This window comes from Moorena sp. SIO3I6 (genome assembly GCF_010672095.1).
Map to the genome: position 1 here is coordinate 1 of NZ_JAAHHU010000058.1, position 18,902 is coordinate 18,902.

The 18,902-nt window shown below is 43.6% G+C and carries 17 protein-coding genes and 1 pseudogene; 9 read left to right on the top strand and 9 right to left on the bottom strand.

The features are described from left to right. The first annotated feature begins 563 nt into the window (after positions 1-563). Positions 564-1,364, top strand: a complete 801-nt coding sequence (locus F6K49_RS17875) for a zinc ribbon domain-containing protein (RefSeq protein ID WP_293098703.1) — start codon at positions 564-566, stop codon at positions 1,362-1,364. Between the two features lie 152 nt (positions 1,365-1,516). Here F6K49_RS17875 and F6K49_RS17880 read toward each other — a convergent pair whose 3' ends face one another. Further along, a complete protein-coding gene (locus F6K49_RS17880) occupies positions 1,517-2,938 on the bottom strand; it encodes an ATP-binding protein (protein WP_293098706.1) in 1,422 nt (473 codons plus the stop codon). Between the two features lie 460 nt (positions 2,939-3,398). On the opposite strand from F6K49_RS17880, the gene F6K49_RS17885 reads away from it, so the two are divergent. Next, positions 3,399-3,716, top strand: coding sequence for a DUF3155 domain-containing protein (locus F6K49_RS17885; protein ID WP_070392821.1), 318 nt, complete (start codon positions 3,399-3,401; stop codon positions 3,714-3,716). A gap of 134 nt (positions 3,717-3,850) precedes the next feature. On the opposite strand, the gene F6K49_RS17890 is transcribed toward F6K49_RS17885, so the two are convergent. Continuing rightward, positions 3,851-4,399 (bottom strand): cofactor assembly of complex C subunit B, encoded by a 549-nt coding sequence (locus F6K49_RS17890; RefSeq protein ID WP_075899385.1) that lies wholly within the window; start codon positions 4,397-4,399, stop codon positions 3,851-3,853. 250 nt (positions 4,400-4,649) lie between these two features. Further along, positions 4,650-5,051, bottom strand: a complete 402-nt coding sequence (locus F6K49_RS17895; protein WP_070396653.1) for a PadR family transcriptional regulator — start codon at positions 5,049-5,051, stop codon at positions 4,650-4,652. Positions 5,052-6,409: 1,358 nt separating this feature from the next. On the opposite strand from F6K49_RS17895, the gene F6K49_RS17900 reads away from it, so the two are divergent. The 7 genes and pseudogenes from F6K49_RS17900 (at position 6,410) to F6K49_RS53440 (ending at position 11,271) form a co-directional block, all read left to right on the top strand. Next, positions 6,410-6,979 (top strand): DUF3611 family protein, encoded by a 570-nt coding sequence (locus F6K49_RS17900; protein WP_293098709.1) that lies wholly within the window; start codon positions 6,410-6,412, stop codon positions 6,977-6,979. A 244-nt stretch (positions 6,980-7,223) separates the two neighbouring features. Then, on the top strand, positions 7,224-8,507 hold the full coding sequence (serS, locus tag F6K49_RS17905) for a serine--tRNA ligase (RefSeq protein ID WP_293098712.1): 1,284 nt from the start codon (positions 7,224-7,226) through the stop codon (positions 8,505-8,507). 90 nt (positions 8,508-8,597) lie between these two features. After that, on the top strand, positions 8,598-9,689 hold the full coding sequence (rseP, locus tag F6K49_RS17910) for an RIP metalloprotease RseP (protein ID WP_293098716.1): 1,092 nt from the start codon (positions 8,598-8,600) through the stop codon (positions 9,687-9,689). A gap of 409 nt (positions 9,690-10,098) precedes the next feature. Next, positions 10,099-10,158, top strand: a pseudogene (locus F6K49_RS53435) (hypothetical protein); the annotation flags it as partial. After that, positions 10,142-10,837, top strand: a complete 696-nt coding sequence (gene nth, locus F6K49_RS17915; protein ID WP_293098737.1) for an endonuclease III — start codon at positions 10,142-10,144, stop codon at positions 10,835-10,837. The pseudogene F6K49_RS53435 and the gene nth, both read left to right, overlap by 17 nt. A 58-nt stretch (positions 10,838-10,895) precedes the next feature. Further along, the gene (rpsN, locus tag F6K49_RS17920) at positions 10,896-11,198 is read left to right on the top strand and encodes a 30S ribosomal protein S14 (protein WP_008178551.1); all 303 of its coding nucleotides are present in this window, start codon (positions 10,896-10,898) and stop codon (positions 11,196-11,198) included. Continuing rightward, positions 11,137-11,271, top strand: coding sequence for a pentapeptide repeat-containing protein (locus F6K49_RS53440; RefSeq protein ID WP_365939976.1), 135 nt, complete (start codon positions 11,137-11,139; stop codon positions 11,269-11,271). Before rpsN ends, F6K49_RS53440 begins: the two co-directional genes overlap by 62 nt. A gap of 169 nt (positions 11,272-11,440) precedes the next feature. Here F6K49_RS53440 and F6K49_RS17925 read toward each other — a convergent pair whose 3' ends face one another. The 6 genes from F6K49_RS17925 to F6K49_RS17950 form a co-directional block, all read right to left on the bottom strand. Beyond that, positions 11,441-11,776: a hypothetical protein gene (locus F6K49_RS17925; RefSeq protein WP_071104310.1), complete on the bottom strand. Its 336-nt coding sequence runs from the start codon at positions 11,774-11,776 to the stop codon at positions 11,441-11,443. A 235-nt stretch (positions 11,777-12,011) separates the two neighbouring features. Further along, positions 12,012-13,712, bottom strand: coding sequence for a cyclic nucleotide-binding domain-containing protein (locus tag F6K49_RS17930; RefSeq protein ID WP_293098720.1), 1,701 nt, complete (start codon positions 13,710-13,712; stop codon positions 12,012-12,014). A gap of 299 nt (positions 13,713-14,011) precedes the next feature. Beyond that, positions 14,012-14,635: a Crp/Fnr family transcriptional regulator gene (locus F6K49_RS17935; RefSeq protein ID WP_293098723.1), complete on the bottom strand. Its 624-nt coding sequence runs from the start codon at positions 14,633-14,635 to the stop codon at positions 14,012-14,014. Positions 14,636-14,780: 145 nt separating this feature from the next. Continuing rightward, positions 14,781-15,332, bottom strand: coding sequence for a sterol desaturase (locus F6K49_RS17940; RefSeq protein ID WP_293098726.1), 552 nt, complete (start codon positions 15,330-15,332; stop codon positions 14,781-14,783). A 1,101-nt stretch (positions 15,333-16,433) separates the two neighbouring features. After that, a complete protein-coding gene (locus F6K49_RS17945) occupies positions 16,434-16,910 on the bottom strand; it encodes an FHA domain-containing protein (RefSeq protein WP_293028665.1) in 477 nt (158 codons plus the stop codon). Between the two features lie 806 nt (positions 16,911-17,716). Beyond that, positions 17,717-18,604 (bottom strand): FHA domain-containing protein, encoded by an 888-nt coding sequence (locus F6K49_RS17950; protein WP_293028663.1) that lies wholly within the window; start codon positions 18,602-18,604, stop codon positions 17,717-17,719. Between the last annotated feature and the right edge of the window lie 298 nt (positions 18,605-18,902).

The following is an 18,902-nucleotide window of genomic DNA, read 5'->3' on the forward strand; positions in this document are numbered from 1 at the left end:
TATAGAGGTACCAATGAAAGTGTGTTCCTGCCATGAGGAGCCGTATGACAGGAAACTGTCACGTACGGTTTTGAAGACGAGTCGGCGGGGGTGACCCCTCGGCTTAGTTTAATACTATCAATGATGTCGCCAAGGCCATCACAGCTCAACAAGCAGCTTGTACTGAAGCGGTAATCAAGAAAATCTACAAAAGGTTTCCTGGGAAAAACAACCAAAAGACAAGGAAAGAGCTTTGTAAGCAGCTGAAAACCTTAGCTTTTCTGGACAGCCCACTCCTACATAGACTTGTTAGGAAGGAGTTTCAACGGGGGCATTCTTGGGTCAAAAATCAGATAGTCTACCAACAAGTAGGATACAAATGTAAAAGACTCTCTCGTAACACTTGTCAACTAGAGCTAGCTGGGCTAAAAAGAGGAAAAAGGAACAAGATAGTTGTTAGGTCTAACCGCAAAATTAGTGGGCAAATTAGATTAATCTATAATCAGCTCCTACAAAGATTTGAGATTCACTTCTTAGTAGACTACGGAACTATAGAAACCCCTACTGAACGCCGTTCTATAGGGGTGGACAAAGGATACACAGAGGCTTTCTATGATTCAGATGGACAGGCTCACGGAAAGGGTTTGGGCAAAGTAGCGACTAAAAAATCCGATAGAATCTGTGCCAAGAATCGTAACAGGGGAAAGCTCTGGGCGCTTCATAGAAAGCTAGAAAAACTTGACCCAGCTAAGTCGGCTCGTATCCTTGAAAATAATCTAACCAGAAAAGCTGAGAATCGCCGTTACAGACAAAATCAGTCAGAGCTTACGGCTATTATAGGAGCTGCATCTAAATCCCTTTTCAACGGGGAATCATTAAAAGTATTTTCTGTTCGCGAAGCGTGGCCTACGGCCTCAGATTTGACACAACCGATCAAAGGAAAGCGTCAGTCCAAGACTATGTCTCGTAGGCTCAATAGTTGGATGAAAGGAGTAATGCGGGACTCCTTACAAAAATGGGCTAATTGGACTGGATCGGTTGTTACAGAAGTTCAGCCTAGTTACACGTCGCAAATTGACTCCGTGACTGGAACCCTTTTAGGGAAGAGGAGCGGGGACAGTTTTACCAGATTTAATGGGGTCGTGTTACAGGCTGACTGCAATGCTGCAAAGAACATCCTTGCTCGGGGTACAGACTTCGAAATTTCTCGGTACATGAACAGAACCGAGGTTCAAGCAGTATTGTTGCGTCGTACCGCGCGTTTCTTGAAAGGTATGGGATTGAGTTTGCTTGATGCAGTCGAGCTTGGATGGATTGACTCTAAACATAGCAAAACTCGGGCTTTTAAGGAACTTCTGGCCGAGATGCCAGGAACGTCTAAATAGCGAGTGGCAGGCTTAACTCCAATTGCTGTACGACCACTTCTCACTTAGACTACAATAAATTGCACCTTGACCGATTAATCCGGGTTTATCCCGATTGATGCCGGTTTAAGAGTATCTCAACAACAACTATCTACTGACCAATTACTAAAGGGCTACTGAGCGTAAGTCAACCAAACGATAAAGGTTGTTCCAATCCTTGAGTTATCTTGACCATGACTAATGGATAATTCCCCATTTTCCTCAGTCGATAGTAGTTTGGCAGGACTCAAGACTTCAATATCACCCTGCATGTATGCCATCAGTTCTTTTGCGATCGCTAATCCTAAACCAGTACCAGGGATAGGACCATTAGCTTGAACTCCCCGATAATGCCGCTCAAACAGATGGTCTAAGTCTTCTGGAGCAATACCTGGACCAGTATCACTAATTGCGATCGCTATGGCATCACCATGTGAAAGCCATTGTCCAACACCAACTTGGATATCAATTTTTCCTCCAGCTGGGGTGTACTTCAAAGCATTGTCAATCAAATTACTCAACACTTCCCGTAAAGCCTTAGGATTCCCTTTCACCAAAGGTAAGTTAGGGGCAATAGAGCAATGCAACTCCAAATTAGCCTCTTGAGTAATAGCGTCAGCAGATATAAGCAAGGGTTCTAAGACATCCTTGACCGCAAACAGTTCCAAAGGAACAGTTTTGTCCGTGAGTAGGGGAAATTCCCCTAGGGTGGAGTGTGGTTCGGAGTGACTAGTTGGGTAAATCTCCCCAATATCATCTGATTGTGGGGATGAAGAAGCCTCAGCTGTAGCTACAGGTAACGTGAGGGATGCTGTATCGGTTTGGTTCATGTCCAGGCAAGCATCAAACTGTTGCAGCAACTCCTGTAAGCGATCGCTTTCTCGTATAATGCTCGAAGCCACTGGATAGTTTTTATCTCCTGGTACCAGTCGCTTCAGCAGTAGCTTACCAAAGGTTCGTAACGCCATCAGGGGATTACGAAATTGATGCAGCAGATCATCGAGCATATCCCGTTGTTTTGCCTGTAGACGTCTTTGCTGAGTCAACTGCTGCTCAAACCAACCTTGACGCTGTTCTATGACATATGCGATCGCTAAGGTTCTAGCAATGCGTTCCACACTTGCCTGTTCTGTGTGATTCCAAGGTCTATCATCACGAACACTCACCAATAATCCCATCACTATCCCTTCATGGATTAGAGGTAAAACGATTTGGTGCTGCTGCTGCAGAGAATTTTCAGATCCTACTACAGAGGTTGAACCCACGTCTTGCTCTTGGTTATTTCCCTGAGGGAGTAGCCGAGGTAAGCTGCTGGACAATCTAGGAATCTGATCAATCTCACCTATTTTCTGTGGCAAAACCCAGTCAGGATCACTCATATCCCGCACGGTACTTGTTTCCGGATAAACTACCACAGGAATTAGCTTTGCCTGATTGCCCTCAACGAATTCTTCCGTTAAATATACAGCACCACTAGCTGCTCCCAGTCCTTGGGTTAATAAAGCCACTTGGTTTCGACACAGGGAGACAAATTCTGAACTGACGCGAGTGAACATGAGCTATAGATGAGTGATCTGGGTTAATCCTACTGGAAGTTAAGCCACTATCAGCTTTACTTCTATAATGTCGAACCCCTTAAACAATTGACTATTATGCTTTAGTGAGCTTTAGTCATCAGTAATCAGTCATTAGACCTCTGGCAAATATCCGTTACATCCATTGCCCGATCATCTGATCACCCCATCACCCCATCACCCCATCAGTGTAATTGTTGGATGAGTTTAAGGCTATTTTTTCTAATTATATTTAAGTTTTATTAAAACTATTAAATTTTTGTATTAATTTTCCGGAGGTAATGAGGAAACGGAAAATCCCCTAACGTATTGCTGTCAAAGGTTTCAGCCGGGTTGTTTAGTTCTATGACAAGAGCTTGATCTTTTTAGAAAGAGTCGATATAATTTCGACGGCTTTTGTAACTATCTTTACAATTGCCAGCAAAAAGAGGAGGTAAAAAGGTTGGCAAGAAGACGTAAGCGTAAGAGTCGCCGCCGCCAAGAAGGGCGCAAGATACTTGAGCATGTACCTCAGTACAATCTAGAAAGTGGCGAGTATAAACCGGTTACAGCAGCACGCGCATACATTCGGTCACAAGGGATAGTTCCACCTGCCCTACTACTGGTCAAACGTAACGAGCATACCACAGACCGTTATTTCTGGGCAGAAAAAGGGCTCTTCGGTGCCCAATATGTGGAAGAGAATCATTTTCTGTTTCCCAGTTTGCGATTAATCAACTCTCCCTTAAAAAAGGTAGGGGTTGTCGCTCGTAGCCGCTGAAACCTTACTGGTAATATTTATTGAAAGTGCTTTTACTTAGCCCTCCTCAAACTCAAAGGCTTGAGGAGGGCTAAGTATCTTGGTAAAATTACCTATTATGGTTATAGTGTGGGAAGATGTCAAACCCTGCTTGCTTACGACAAGGGTTTTAGTTTGACAGACTGTTGAAGTTGTATTAGTTCATCGCGATGGCCAGTGACTATAACCAAACATTGCTCCGCAGCGGCTTGATCCCCAGGGGCTTGGGTAGACGCTGATTCTAATTTTAGAGATACCTGTTCGAGTCGCTCAGCTTTTTTCCAATAAAAAACCCCTGCAGCGGGAGCTAGTGCCACTAGCCCCAAAAACACCTTAGTCAAAGTCGGAAACAAAATAGATAGCACTAGGGATAAGCAGAGTATACCACAGGCAGCTAGGACGGTTAAAAAGATAGCCATAAACCAACTCGGTCGGACTATCCCCTGGAACGTGACTTGATTAGTGGCAGCATCCACCGCCACCACCTGGTAGGCTCTTTGATAAAAATATTGCTTCAACTGGTTTAGAAGCGATTCTTCTGTTTCTGGGGAAGCTAACTTGACTTGTTGTATTCGGTCTTTCACAGAGGCTCGAATAAAGAAAAACAAACCTACTGCTAATAAAAGAGTTAGCCAAAGTGTAGAAGCAAGAATAGTGGTATTCACTGAATATTAACTATAAAAATACACATCCTTTGCTACTACTTTACAAGTTATTAGACACGCTTTGGTCAGGTCACGCTACTCCGTACCCACTAGCTAGAGGCTGTAAGATACTGGTATGGGTAGATGGCTAGCAGCTAGCACGCCCTGAATTCACCTGAATTCAGATCTGGGCAAGACAATGCATCACCTGACTTCTGTTATGCCACCAGGGTTTTCACGGGAAAGCACCCTGGAAAAAATTGCTACTTCCCTACCTAACTGACTCAACAACAGACTGGTGGCAGGGAGTCCTTGACTGAATTTTCCCCACTGTTTCCTCAGCCATATAGTCATGCCAAAAACTGGCAAGTTCTATAGCTTTCTCCTGCCACTCTGGGCAGATTTGATACATCCTGCGTGGGCGTCCTCTTCCTTCTACTTTTTGCCAGTAGGCTGAAATTGCCTGTTTTTCTTCAAGAAACTTCAGTGCACTGTAGAGGACAGTATCTGAAAGTCGATAGGTGGGGTATTCTTGTTCTAGTTGTTGGATCAGTTGTGTTCCATAAGATTCTCCTTGCAACAACACCGATAGAACATAGCATACGGCTAATTCTTTATTGAGATAGTTGGGTGGAGGATCTTGGAAAAAGCTATAGATATCTTCGAATTTCATCTGCATATGTAGTTGGAATTCCCAGTTCTTCTAGATGGGATTAGAGGGTTTTCTGGCAAATACTGATGGTTGGAGGCACCCTGGGAAATTCACGCGCGTTTTGCAGTGAGTTTTATTTAAACGATTAACCTGGGTAGGTACATCGCTATCACACTTTATAACTTAAAAATCTCTGGCGTAGGGTTTAAATACCTCCCTAATTTGATGAAAGTTTAATGAATTTTCGACTTAACACACCTAAAACGTAAAGATCAACTTTAATAATTGCTCGAAACCCTGATCCTAAACTTCCGACTATCAAGGGGAACATCGGGAAAGAAGACAACGGAGACCAGTAACACCAATTTCATTGATGCGAGCTAGAGAGGATGATCTCGGATGGAAGGATGGGAGGATGGAGGGATTAATATCTAAGCTAATATCCATTTCAATTTCAGATCTTGCCACTTGTGCAAAAGCGAGTCTACCATCTACCCATCCCCAATCTACCCATCCCCCGATAAACCGCCATTCACAATTTAAATCCGTTAAAGCTTAATAATTTTTGTGGGGGTTGGTGTAAGTTGGGATTGGTATAAGTGGGGGTTAGTCTAACACAAAAGTGAACTATTAATGTGGATCATCTCACCAAAAATAGGGGGTGCGGGGGATTATCCCTCCCTATGCCTTTAGGCATAGGGAGGGATAATCCCCCGCAGCTAACCGTTCGCGCAGCGTGACCGAATGGTCAAGGCTTCAACACCCTTGAGGTTAGCTAACAAACTTTCCGGAATAGCCAGTATCTTGTTGTAGAATAAACATAACTGAAATGAGCAAAGGCACTCTTTTTACTTCGGAGAAACGGCCATGCCAGTAGGTTAGTATCGGCGAGTGATACGCAAATCGAAGTATTGGGGCTGTCCGGGAAACGACTCGGTTATAGAAGCTACGAATGCGAGCAATCCCTCGCATTCGTAGAGTAAGCCAGCCTGGAGGTTCGGCGCTTAACCCTTAGATTCAATAATTTCGAGTCTGAGCGCGTTAAGTCTGCTAGGGCTACTGAAACCAACACGCTCTAGAATCGCCGGATTGCCCCCGGCTTCTAGCCGTGGGGAAGCTTACATACGACCCATTCAGGCAGATTTTGTATAAAATTAACGCTTCCCGCAAGAAGTCCCTCAGCCCTTTATCTGGGATTTAGCTAGGGATGAATTGCGAGTGTGATCAATCCTTGTCACAATAAAGTCGTTGGTTGCTGACCCTCCCCGATCGACCACAAGGGTGTTTAGCTTCCAGCCCAAGATTAGCCCTACGTCTTTTCGCGTTGTGGAGCGCGTGGTAGGCGGTTCAAAAGTGATTACTCAAGGGACACAGCCCCCATGCGAGAAATATCTGACACTTCCATCCCACCAGCTCGTCAAAAAATTGCCCTAACCCTGCGCAGATTCGGTTGGATTTCCTTCTGGACTCAGTTAATCCTAGGGGTTATTTCTACGCTGATTTTAGTATTTGCAGGGTTTACCCTTGCCACCCCTCAACCTGACAATCAAGCGGGTCAAGGCATCGGCTTCGGTCTTTTTTTCGTAGTTTGTGGACTAGTGGCTTTAGGTATAGGCATTTATTTTGCCTACCGTTACACTGGAATCGCTAGTCGGCTGCTAGCTGCCAATGGGTCAGACATACCAAGCAAAGCTCAAACCCTTCAAACGATTAGGCTGGGCTTGATTGTGAGTTTAGTAGGAATGTTATTGACCATCATTGGCTCATTTGCAGTCATAGGCAGCCTTGTAGCCCTAGCTCTAGCTGAGCAACAAAATCCAGTTGGGTTGGCTTGTAATGATGTTCCACCGATAGACCTGTTTGTTGTGCAGGCAAACATCAACACTATTTTTGCTAATTTTGTTGGCATAGCCATTTCCCTGTGGCTATTTAATCGAGTCAGTCGGTAGCCAACATACCTCACACCAGCTCACCAGCTCACCAGCTCACCAGCTCACCAGCCGACTCCCTACTCCCTACTCCCTACTCCCTACTCCCTACTCCCCTACTCCCTACTCCCGACTCCCGACTCCCGACTCCCAGCAGAAGTTAATTGCCGTTGGCAAGAAAACTGTGGCAAATTGGTGAAGTTAGATCCATGTTGCTCAGATGAGTACCGATCATGCGATCGCGCCATTTTAGTAGAGAAAACTCGTGCTTGACCTAAAGCAAATTCGGGAAAATCCACAAAAGGTTCAAGAACTACTCGACCGACGTAGTGTCAATCAATATGACCTACAACCTATTCTGGAACTGAATCAGCGTCAGCGGGAGCTGGAAACATCCCGCACCCAGTTGCAGGCTCGTAGTAATGAAATTGGTAAGCTGATTGGTCAAAAAATCAAATCGGGTAGTCCTCCACAAAGCCCAGAAATTCAGTCGCTCAAGGAAGAGGGTAACCAAATCAAAACTAAGTTGAGCGAACTGGAACCCGAAGAAAAAGACCTAAAAGACCAGCTGAACACCCTCTTGCTATCCCTGCCCAACTTGCCCTGGGAATCCACACCGATTGGCAAGAGTGAAGCAGAAAATGTAGAAGTCCATCGCTGGGGTGATGAGTACATTGCCAAGGATTTCCCGATTATCCCCCATTGGGAAATTGGCGAAAAACTCGGCATTCTTAACTTTGAGCGAGGGGTGAAAATCGCTCAGAGTCGATTTGTGACATTGATCGGGGCTGGTGCTGCTTTGGAACGAGCACTGATTAACTTCATGCTTGACCAGCAAATTGCTGCTGGCTATACCGAAGTGATGCCACCGGTACTGATCAACAGTGAATCCCTAACCGCTACCGGTCAGTTGCCTAAGTTTGCCGAGGACAGCTTCAAGTGCTCTGATGATGATTTGTGGTTAGCACCCACAGCAGAAGTGCCATTGGTCAATCTCTACCGAGACGAAATCCTTGAAGCATCGCAACTTCCCATTAATCTCTGTGCCTTCACCCCCTGCTTTCGCCGGGAAGCGGGTAGCTATGGACGGGATACCCGGGGTCTAATTCGACTACACCAGTTTAATAAAGTTGAGCTAGTGAAAATTGTTGATCCGAGTACTTCCTCCGAAGAGCATCAAAAACTGCTTAAGAATGCTGAGGCGATCTTGGAAACCTTGAAATTACCCTACCGGACTGTAGAACTGTGTACAGGGGATATAGGTTTCTCAGCCGCTACAACCTATGACCTAGAAGTTTGGCTGCCTTCGCAAAGTACATATCGGGAAATTTCCAGTTGCTCTAATTGCTTTGATTTCCAGGCACGGCGGGGTAGGATTCGTTTCAAAGAGTCCGGCAAAAAAGGCACTAACTTTGTTCATACTCTCAATGGCTCAGGATTGGCAGTGGGGCGTACTATGTCAGCCATTCTGGAAAATTATCAACAACCCGATGGAACGGTTAAGATACCAGAGGCTCTACAGCCTTATATGGGGCGAGATTTGTTGTAATACCATGAGCCTAGAGCCTAGAGCCTAATTGCAATGCCTATACAATAGAAAAATGAAGTTAACATTACATTAAATAAATTCTTCACTTATATGTCAATTTTGGCGGCGATTGCAGTTTTGGCAGTCTTGATTCTTGTTCACGAGCTGGGTCATTTTATGGCAGCTCGTCTGCAAGGAATCTATGCCAATCGCTTTTCTCTTGGCTTTGGTCCAATTCTATGGAAATATCAGGGTCCAGAAACTGAGTATGCAGTGCGAGCGATTCCCCTAGGGGGGTTTGTGGGTTTTCCTGATGATGACCCCGATAGCGATATTCCTCCCAATGATCCCAATTTGCTCCGCAACCGACCGATTCTAGACCGGGCAATTGTGATTAGTGCTGGTGTCATTGCTAACTTGGTCTTTGCTTACTTCCTGCTTGTGGCTCAGGTAGGAATGGTTGGCATCTCGCAATTCAACTACCAACCGGGTGTGGTAGTGCCTCAACTTGCCCCAGAAAGCAGTTTAGTGGCTACAGAAGCAGGCATCAAACCAAGAGACATCATTCTCGCCGTAGATGGTCAGGAGTTGGAAGCAAACCGGGAAGGGATTACTTTCCTGATGAAAGCGATTCAAAATCATCCCAACCAGCCCCTGGAAATGCGGATTCAGCGTCAAAAACAAACGCTACTGTTAAAGGTGATTCCGGAACCAGGGATAGATGGGAAAGGAAAAATTGGTGTACAACTGTCTCCCAATGGAGAAGAAGTGCGTCAACGTGCTGGTAGTTTGCTGGAGGTATTCAGTCGTGGTGCCGAAGAATATCAACGCATTACAGTCTTAACCCTGGAAGGCTTTGGTCAGCTACTGAGTAATTTTGGCGAAACGGCGGAACAAGTGTCTGGTCCAGTGGCAATTGTGGCGATTGGAGCCGATATTGCTCGTTCCAACGCTGTCAATCTTTTACAGTTTGCAGCTCTGATTAGTATCAATCTAGCGATTATTAATATCTTGCCCCTACCAGCCCTTGATGGTGGTCAGTTGGCTTTCTTACTGATTGAAGGACTTCGAGGTAAGCCCTTGCCCATGGAAGTACAGCAGAATATTATGCAAACTGGACTAGTGCTGCTTCTGGGTTTAGGTGTTTTCTTGATTATTCGGGATACAGCTAACCTGGGTTGGGTACAAAACTTATTCCAGTAACCCGTGTTTGGTTGTTAGAGGTTACAGGTTGCAGGTTATAGGTTACAGGTTGTAGGTTGCAGGTTACAGGTTAGAGGTTACAGGTTACAGGTTACAGGTTAGAGGTTACAGGTTACAGGTTACAGGTTGCAGGTTACAGGTTACAGGTTACAGGTTACAGGTTGTAGGTTACAGGTTACAGGTTAGAGGTTGCAGGTTAGAGGTTCAAAGATTTATTGACCTAGGTTAGTTGATCCTGTGGGTTTTACTGGTATAGCTTCAGAAGAGATTTACCCTCGATCTTCTCAACATTGGCCTTGCGGCCACGCGTGCGCGTTCAACCTTCCAACCTTCTAACCTTTAACTGGCGCTTATCTAGCCAACGTTCAACCTTCCAACCTTCCAACCTTTCAACCTTCCAACCTTCCAACCTTCCAACCTTCCAACCTTCCAACCTTCCAACCTTCCAACCCATGAGTATTACCCGTAAATGGTCTGCCAAGCAGCAAAGATCCCTAGAGATTCTAATTCGCCTTAAGCGACTCTATCCGGACGCCACCTGCACACTGAATTACGAAACGCCAGTACAGTTAATGGTGGCAACCATTCTTTCAGCTCAATGCACCGATGAACGTGTGAATCAGGTAACACCAGGGTTGTTTCGCCAGTTTCCTGATGCTGTTGCGATCGCTAGTGCTGATATAGAAGTCTTGGAAACTTTAGTGCGCTCTACTGGCTTTTATCGTAATAAGGCGAAAAATATTCAAGGTGCCTGCCGCATGATTGTTAAGGAATACGGTGGTCAGGTACCGAAACAAATGGACAAACTCCTCAAGTTGCCTGGAGTTGCTCGTAAAACCGCCAATGTAGTACTTGCCCATGCCTATGGTATTAACCAGGGAGTCACGGTAGACACTCACGTCAAGCGCCTGAGTCAGCGTTTAGGATTGACAGAACACACCGATCCGATCAGGATTGAGCGAGATTTAATGGGGCTTTTGCCCCAGGAGGATTGGGAAAACTGGTCAATTCGGCTGATTTATCATGGTAGGGCAATTTGTAAAGCCCGAAAACCTGATTGTGATGCTTGTGTTTTGGCGGATTTATGTGCCAGTGCCAATCTGCCTCAGGCAACTACTACTACAACAGATCGCTGGAAAACTAATTAAGGCGATCGGATAAGATAAAAAGACAGTGTCTTGTTAAAGAATAGAATTTCGAGAATTAATGGCTAAAAAATCAATGATTGAGCGCGAAAAAAAGCGCAAAAAAATGGTAGAAAAGTACGCAGCTAAGCGGGAGGCGCTCAAGGAAGAGTTTAAAAATGCTGCGACTCAACGAGAAAGGTTAGAGATCCACCGGAAAATACAACAGCTCCCCCGCAACAGCGCCCCCTGCCGTGTGCGGAACCGTTGTTGGGTTACAGGGCGTCCTCGAGGTTACTACCGAGACTTTGGACTATCTCGCCATGTCTTGCGGGAATGGGCACACCAAGGTCTATTGCCAGGTGTGGTTAAATCAAGCTGGTAGGTTAATTGTTTGCAGGTTAACTGGTTGCAGGTTAACTGGTTGCAGGTTAACTGGTTGCAGGTTAACTGGTTGAAGGTTTTAGGTTGTCTGACATACCCGAGTCTACCCTTAGGGTTTTCCTACTGAAGAGGAGCATAGCCACTCTGCCTTGAGCTTCAACGGGCCCTTGCATGACGCTCTGGGAACTTTCAACCTTAAAACCTTGGCCAATAGGCCACGCGTTCGCGTTCAACCTGAAACATCTACTGCCCACAACAGCGGTCAATGCCAAGACTTTGTAAGAGTAGGTCACTGACAGCGTTAGCGATCGCAAATTCGCCGTAAAAACTTTCTCGAAAGTCAAACGACTGCATTTCTGTAACAATAGCAATCACAAGTGAACCCAAATCATTTTCTCCTTCCATCCGTTGACGGACGAAAATCTGGGCTGCTCGTTGTGCAATCGTTTGATTAATTGCTTCTGGGAGAAACTCTTGATCTAGCCATTGCGCAAGAGTTTCTCGTAACCATTCACCTTCCTGCTCAGGATTTGCAGCTGGTGGCAGAGTAATCGCTGGAATTGGTTTCGGTTTAGCCATAAATAAGGTTTGGTGACGGCTAAGCTATATAGTTTTATGTTGACATTTGATACCATGATACTGTCAACACTCAACACTCAACACTCAACACTCAATACTCAACACTCAACACTCAACAAACTGATCCTGCTAAGCTGATGCGCATTTAAATTGGTTTTTCCCTGTTCCCAGATCCGCTGATCCGAAGTTCCCTTTGAGCAATTTAGGTATCCCAATCTAAATGCTGAACAGCTTATTAAAGACTAAAAAGCCTCTTGAGTCGCTTGCGAACCCAAGCTACAAGATTTCTGTCATCTTCTGCTGCATCCAACAACCCCATTTTCCGCATCTGTTTTTGTCGCTCAGCTAATTCTTCCTGATGCTTGCCTAATTCCTGGACAATGATCTCAGATAGATCTGGATAGTCCTGCAATAGTTGTTTAAAACCTTTATTGCTAATTACAAATAATAGTGACTCTTCTAACGCTCTAACTGATGCTGTTCTTGGTACGCCTAACATTAACGAAAGTTCCCCAAAAAATTGACCTGCCTGAAGACTATTAAGAGTTTTGTTAATCCTCTCTACAAAGACTTCGACAGAACCAGCTAGGATAATATAAAACGCATCTCCAGGGTCCCCTTCATGAAATAAAATCTCTGAGGCACGTAAGCGCTTTCGGTATCCAATTTCAATTAATTGTCTTAGTTCTAATTCAGTAAAATTTTTAAAATAATCGACCTGTCGTAGTAAGTCACGTAAAGCTAAAGGTCTAGGTGTTTTAACTTTGAATGGCTGCTGAGTTGATTGTTCAATAGTTTCTTCAATAGTTTCAAGATTTTGGCGGTGAATCTCTCTCCCCATCAGGGCTTCAGGGTTGCGCAGCCAGAAATCCCTTTGAGGGAAAGGAATTGAGAGTCCCTGCTGACGTAAATTATATTCAATAATAAAATTCAAAGAACTTCTTATAAAAGGTTCTTGATCAATTCGATTGACCCATACCCGAAGTTCAAAGTTTAAAGCACTATCACCAAACCCTTTAAAAAGAACTCTTGGTGTCGGCTCAGATAAGACGGATGGTTCTAAATAAGCAGATTTTAACAGGACTTCTGTCACTAATACTGGATCACTATCGTAAGCGACTCCTACAGGTATGTGTATACGGGCTTTATAGCTGTCAAAAGTCCAGTTAAGCATTCGGTTTTCCACCAGATGAGAGTTAGGAACTACTACATCTCCCCCCTCCCTTGTGCGGATGATTGTAGACCGCATGGAGACTTCTTTAACATATCCGGATAACCCATCAAATTCAATGAAATCACCAACTCTTATTGTTCGTTCTAATAGTAATGTCACACCACTGATAAAGTTTTTAGTTATATCCTGTAGTCCAAAACCAATTCCAACCCCTAAGCCACCAGCAATAACGGCTAATGACCCCAAGTCAAAGTTATTATTCAGAACAATTACAATGCCTAATATCCCAAATGCGTAGCTGATGATTGTAGCGATGACTGCTTGATTAGCTTCATCAATCCCCATTTGGGGAAGTAGCTGTTGTTTGAGAAAGTTTTTTAGGGTACTAGCCAGAAAAATTACTATCATTAAAGATAGTACTAGTTTTATTAGGGATTTAATAGATACTTCAGTACTACCTACTTTAAAAATGGTTAAATTAATTAGGTTTAAACCACCTATATCTATATAATAGATAATATATACCAGTACAAGGAAAGTTATATAACTAATTAACTTAGAAATAAACTCTCTTTTATTTGGATCATTAACTAGCTTATTAAGGAGTTTATAATTCAGGATTTTTTTGAAATCTTGAATTATAAATTTAGTAATTAGAAATAAAAAGATTAATTGAAGTATAGTGAGAAGAGAGACAGGCATCTCTCCCAGTTTGAAGAGGGGTTCTTTTAAGAATTTTGGAACTAATTGATCAAGAGGCATAAATAACTGCTTTTCAGCTATGAATCTATATTTATACCACTTAATCTTAGTATTATTTTAGGATTCAGATCTCAGAGTTGCTATTTACCACTTTTCCATCTGGCAACTCCTAGACCAGTTAAATTCCTTGCAAGACCAAGGATGAAGCGCTTTGAGCAACACAACTATTTTTTTTTAGTCAGGCACAAGTAACAAACCTGACAACAAACCTGACAACAAAGCCTAAAAAGCCCTTGCCACACTTACGCAACCACTAATCAGTAAGCAAATCAGTACTCAGTAATAGCTTCAAGTTAGCTTCAGAGATTATTACATACTATACCATGTTTGACAATGATGTGACGGTCTCTGTCAAATGTAATCATACCACGGTTATGGAGTTCTCCTAGAGTTTTAGTCACTGTGACCCGAGAGGTGCCGATGGCATTGGCTAAATTCTGATGGGTCATGCGCACACTCAAGCGAGTTCCCTCAGCAACTGGCTCCCCCATTTCCTGTTTCAACAAGAATAATAACTGCTGCAAGCGGTCTTCAACTCGGCGCAGTCCAGCGATCGCTAAAAGTGCTTCTGTCTGTTGTATCCTGTGACCTAGCTGATTGAATAGGGTATGAGATAGATGAGGGGACGCTTCCAATTCAATCATCGAAAACCATTTAAGATGCACTTCGGATAAAGCTTGAGCCTGATAGGTCTCTAGAGCAGCCAACCCAATCCGGAAGGAGGTATCGGGCAATGCCCAACCTAGTAGCACTTCCTCTCCATCAAGGTTAATTTTACTCAGTTGAACAATACCTTGACAGACTTGCCAGATCCCAGGTGCAACCAAAGGAATGATTTCCCCCTTTGAATACCAACGCAGCCGCTGTCGCTGTTTTTGTCCGTCTTGGGATATTCCGTGAAAGGCCTTTTGGGTTAGAGGCATTGTTTATAAGTTCTGTAGCTTCTCAAGCTCTATTAAACGCTCTTTGTAATGGGTAGGCAAAATAGTTTTGGTTTACCGTTGACTGTTGACCGTCCAGGGTTGACTGTACCATGTACTTAAAAGTAAACAGTCAACAGCCAGCATCCTAACTTGATTTCTCCCTACTTAGCTTATATTTCTTCTTAACTGACATCAAAAACCTATACCAGGCTTGGGCTGGTTGGTCGTAAAATGTGAAGATATCCCCATAAGCAACTGTGGCATCCTGATGATGAAGCCAATGCTTTTCTGGAGTAGTAATGCACAAGAAGTTGCAAAGGTGCTCTAGGGTCTCGGGAGTTTTCCACTCCATCACAGAAACATGCCTCCAGATCACATGAAGCTCACCCAAGACTAGTCCCAAGATAGTTCCTAGAGGAGAAATTTGCCAGAACCAAGGCACAAACATCAAATAAGGAAAGGCACCTGCGAAACCATCAAGGATTACCAGGGGGTTCTTAGTTAATACAGCATAGTGAATGAAGCTACGATTCTTACTATGGTGTACTATGGCATGGAATTTACCAAAAATGTGCTCAGGGACATGGTACACAAAAGTAGAAAGGAAATCCCCAAGTAGTAGCTGCACTAAAGCAACCAATAAAATCTTAATGATGAACACATCTAACTCCTCTTCGTCTGCGCTGATCTTAGTCAACAAAAGTTAAGGTTTGTCAAAGAATAGGTTAAACTTAAATTTATTATTTCTTGAAGGTATGCTACTATAGCAATTCTCAATCATTCTTGTACAATAATCGCTTTCTTATCTAAGATTTGAAATTAAGCCAATGTTTTCAACTTATCACTTATGACTCCTGACTTCTAATTTTTATACTTCATCTAAGTTGTACCACTCCGGCACGACGCGCTATATAATTTGAATTACTGAATTAATTGATATCCCTTTGCGGTTAATAGTTAATAGTTAATTGTCCCTTAACAATTAACCAACAAGCTTCAATGATCAGTAGTCAACTGGACAGCATATCAATCTGTCTATAGATGAGCTATAATTGACACCAATATCAAGCAGGTTTTTTATTTAAAAACATACTCAATTTAAATATTTTAAAACTAGCAATAATTTCAAGCGAAATCAAGTCTATAGTGACTTATAGTTTTCCAAATTACAGCGTTTTTCACAACTATGAGGTACACAAAATTTTTTCCCTGTTCCCTATTCCCTGTTCCCTGCTCCCTGCTCCCTAAAACCCAGAGATTTGTACCTGACCGAATTTAAAACCGATGTACATTATATCCCGCAACTATCACAGTTTTTTTTACAGGACTGACGCAGTAAGCTGATGTGCATTTAAATTGGTTATTCCCAGATCCGCTGTTCCCTTTGAGGAATTTAGGTATCCCAATCTAAATGCTGAACAACTTAACCTTACTTGTAGTGGCGTGGCCAGCTTAAAATTGTCTAATATAGAGTAATATCATGTAGGGATAATTACCCTTAATAAAAATCTCCCCATCTCCCCATATTCCCCTCCTGGGAGGGGTTAGGGGTGGGTATCACCCTCCCTCTAATTATGGGTATTAAACCTGACTTGATATAAGACGAAACCTGACTTGATATAAGACGAAAAAGGTTAAATGGTAAGAAGAGGAGGATAATTCTAATGCATCAAATTAATCTGGCTACCCCAGTAGGAAGCCACGGCGTCGGTTCCTACTAAATAAGCGCGTTTAGCCCCCAGTTTTGGGTAAGTCCTATTTTAATGACGAATTACCAATTACCAATTACCATAAAAGTTCAATCTTCCATTTCAGTTGACTCAGTTTGATCGGATTGGGTGCTTTCGGCATTTATCAACGTATTATTCGATGAATTTATGTTCCGCTTTCCTTCAGAGGCACGCTTATCCAAAATTGTCTTCAGCCTTGCTGAAGGCATTTCTCTATTAATATGAATCTGAATTTTCGGACCGGAACTAGCTAGACGAATAATCATCCCATGGATAACCGGCATTTGGGTAATCCGCTTGCCATCCATGTAGGTGCCATTGGCACCTAAACTGATAATTTCCCAACCATTAGGATTTCGCCGTAGTTCTACATGGTGACGGGAAACTACAGCGCTATAGAGAATAACATGATTATCGGTTGACCGGCCAATCCGAATCACTGATTCTGTTTCAAAGGGCCAACTTTGAACAGGCACAGACTGGAGAGGATGCAGTAGGGTTAGGGTAATCGCCGGTGTCACATCTTTCAAGGATTTTGTCCTCACGGCCTGATACTGTTAACTATCCCCCACCGACATGACGTGGGATTTCCTTGCTTATACAGCCAAAACGGCTGCCAGAGTTAGTCATATCTGCTTAGATTTACAAGGACTTACATGCACCCCAATTAAGGCACACCTATATTAATATAGAATCTACTTTGACACTCCCCGTCCTAAAAGAACGGGGATTCTTGGCTCTACGACTCGTCGTGGCTCTTTCAAACCGGAGTCAGAAAAAGTAGAGGACTTTTCTCCCCAAGCGTTTAGATCATAGATCTAGGTTTCGGTGTGCCCCACCGTACCTTTTTTATAGGAATAGACAGGGTGCGACCCGTAGCGAATTTAATTCGCCGACGGAAAACGCACCTTTATACTTTTTTATCTAAGTTTTTCATAGACGTTGTAGTCGTTAGACCAAATTACGCAATACGTATCTCATACATATTTTTTACGTTGTCTACTTATGATTAGATAATACCTATCTGAGAAAAAGTTTATTGCTTATGCTTTTATTCTATCACATCCGACGGAAAAGCCGTCCTAGAAGTACGGGGCGCGATTACCCAAACTTTTTGGTAAACACTATGACTATAGACGACCTTAGTAGAAGGGGCAATCTAGGAGAGTGCCACCATTGTGAATTATTAATCTCAGGCTATCACTTAAAAGGAAGGTCTGCAATTGGCTATAAGCCCTCTCTTGAAACATCCTTTAGTAAACTGCCCCGACCTAGCTAGCGCTTTAGGTCGGGGCTTTGTCCCAGATCAATTTTGCACAACCAGCTGTCACACGCACCTAGCACCGGCAACTCAAGAACTTTGGAACAAAAATGTCACTTTATCACCTTTCCCCAAGCTAATGCGATCGCCTGTTCTTAGCCGATGCCGATTGCCTGGTGCTAGAGAGGTGTGGTTGACATAAGTGCCATTGGAGCTGCCTACATCTTCAATATAGTAGGTATCCCCCTCAACTCTGATATCCGCGTGAATGCGAGAGACAATGTCTGAGTCAGGAAAACCAGAGACATCAATATCCGGTGGAATTTTATCATTGGGCTTACCCATATGAATCACTGATATATGCTGCGGTAACTCAATTGTTGTATTGGTTTGCATATGCAACAGTTGAGCTGAGATTACCTGCAACTGAGTTTGGGCACTACCTCTATCGGGTACAGGGGGCGGTGGTGGGTTCTCTAAGTCAGTTTCTGGTATTGATGGTGAGGGTGAGTTTTGGCTAGATTCTTCCTGAGAAAACCCTAAATTGCCAACGGTAGGCAGGGGCAATGGCAGGGTTTCTAAGTCAGGATTCTGCGGTTGAAATGCTTCTGAGTTGAGGGCTCGATTAACGACCGTAGCTGGCATAGCGGTGGTAGATTCAGCATCATCAGAACTGATAGGATTGGATGCTGGATCGGGGACTTGAGTATTCATAGCCATCGGTATAGGTTCAACAAGTGGGTCTGGGGATACCAAGTCGGGTATCTCTGGGGTAGAGTTTGACCCTGATTTCTCCCCTTTCTCCATATTGGCACCCACATTCAAGTGAAATCCACACTGACCACAGAAGCTGGCATCAGTCTGAACTGTTGCACCACAGTTAGGACAGCTGGTAGTGGAAGGTAAGGGAGTGTAGCAGGCTTCACATTGGGTAGCCCCTTCCGGATTTTGGTGATTGCAGTTAGGGCAAACAATCATAGAACTTTAATTTATTATTTTTAACAGCTATTATCTAGTTTCAGATAATGTGACGATCATACACTTCCCGATCGGGCAAGTGTAGGCTTAATGCACCTCTTAAGGCTACCAGAGCTTCTTTCTCCTTTGGAGACTCTGCGCGAACGAGGTACTATGATTTATAGAATTATCAATAACTGGATTTACTCATGGCGCGTTTTATTGTCAGGAACACTTCCTGCTCCGCTTGTAATAGACTTGATTGAAGTTACTGTTCGGTTCTTTTTGCTGGTATCTAATCGAGCAACCTTCTCGCTGA

What these genes read in the sequence shown, in the direction of transcription:
- F6K49_RS17880 (WP_293098706.1), bottom strand. Translation starts at nt 2,938, where the DNA reads ATGTTCACTCGCGTCAGTTCAGAATTTGTCTCCCTGTGTCGAAACCAA.
- F6K49_RS17895 (WP_070396653.1), bottom strand. Translation starts at nt 5,051, where the DNA reads ATGAAATTCGAAGATATCTATAGCTTTTTCCAAGATCCTCCACCCAAC.
- F6K49_RS17900 (WP_293098709.1), top strand. Translation starts at nt 6,410, where the DNA reads ATGCGAGAAATATCTGACACTTCCATCCCACCAGCTCGTCAAAAAATT.
- rseP (WP_293098716.1), top strand. Translation starts at nt 8,598, where the DNA reads ATGTCAATTTTGGCGGCGATTGCAGTTTTGGCAGTCTTGATTCTTGTT.
- nth (WP_293098737.1), top strand. Translation starts at nt 10,142, where the DNA reads ATGAGTATTACCCGTAAATGGTCTGCCAAGCAGCAAAGATCCCTAGAG.
- rpsN (WP_008178551.1), top strand. Translation starts at nt 10,896, where the DNA reads ATGGCTAAAAAATCAATGATTGAGCGCGAAAAAAAGCGCAAAAAAATG.
- F6K49_RS53440 (WP_365939976.1), top strand. Translation starts at nt 11,137, where the DNA reads ATGTCTTGCGGGAATGGGCACACCAAGGTCTATTGCCAGGTGTGGTTA.
- F6K49_RS17925 (WP_071104310.1), bottom strand. Translation starts at nt 11,776, where the DNA reads ATGGCTAAACCGAAACCAATTCCAGCGATTACTCTGCCACCAGCTGCA.
- F6K49_RS17930 (WP_293098720.1), bottom strand. Translation starts at nt 13,712, where the DNA reads ATGCCTCTTGATCAATTAGTTCCAAAATTCTTAAAAGAACCCCTCTTC.
- F6K49_RS17935 (WP_293098723.1), bottom strand. Translation starts at nt 14,635, where the DNA reads ATGCCTCTAACCCAAAAGGCCTTTCACGGAATATCCCAAGACGGACAA.
- F6K49_RS17950 (WP_293028663.1), bottom strand. Translation starts at nt 18,604, where the DNA reads ATGATTGTTTGCCCTAACTGCAATCACCAAAATCCGGAAGGGGCTACC.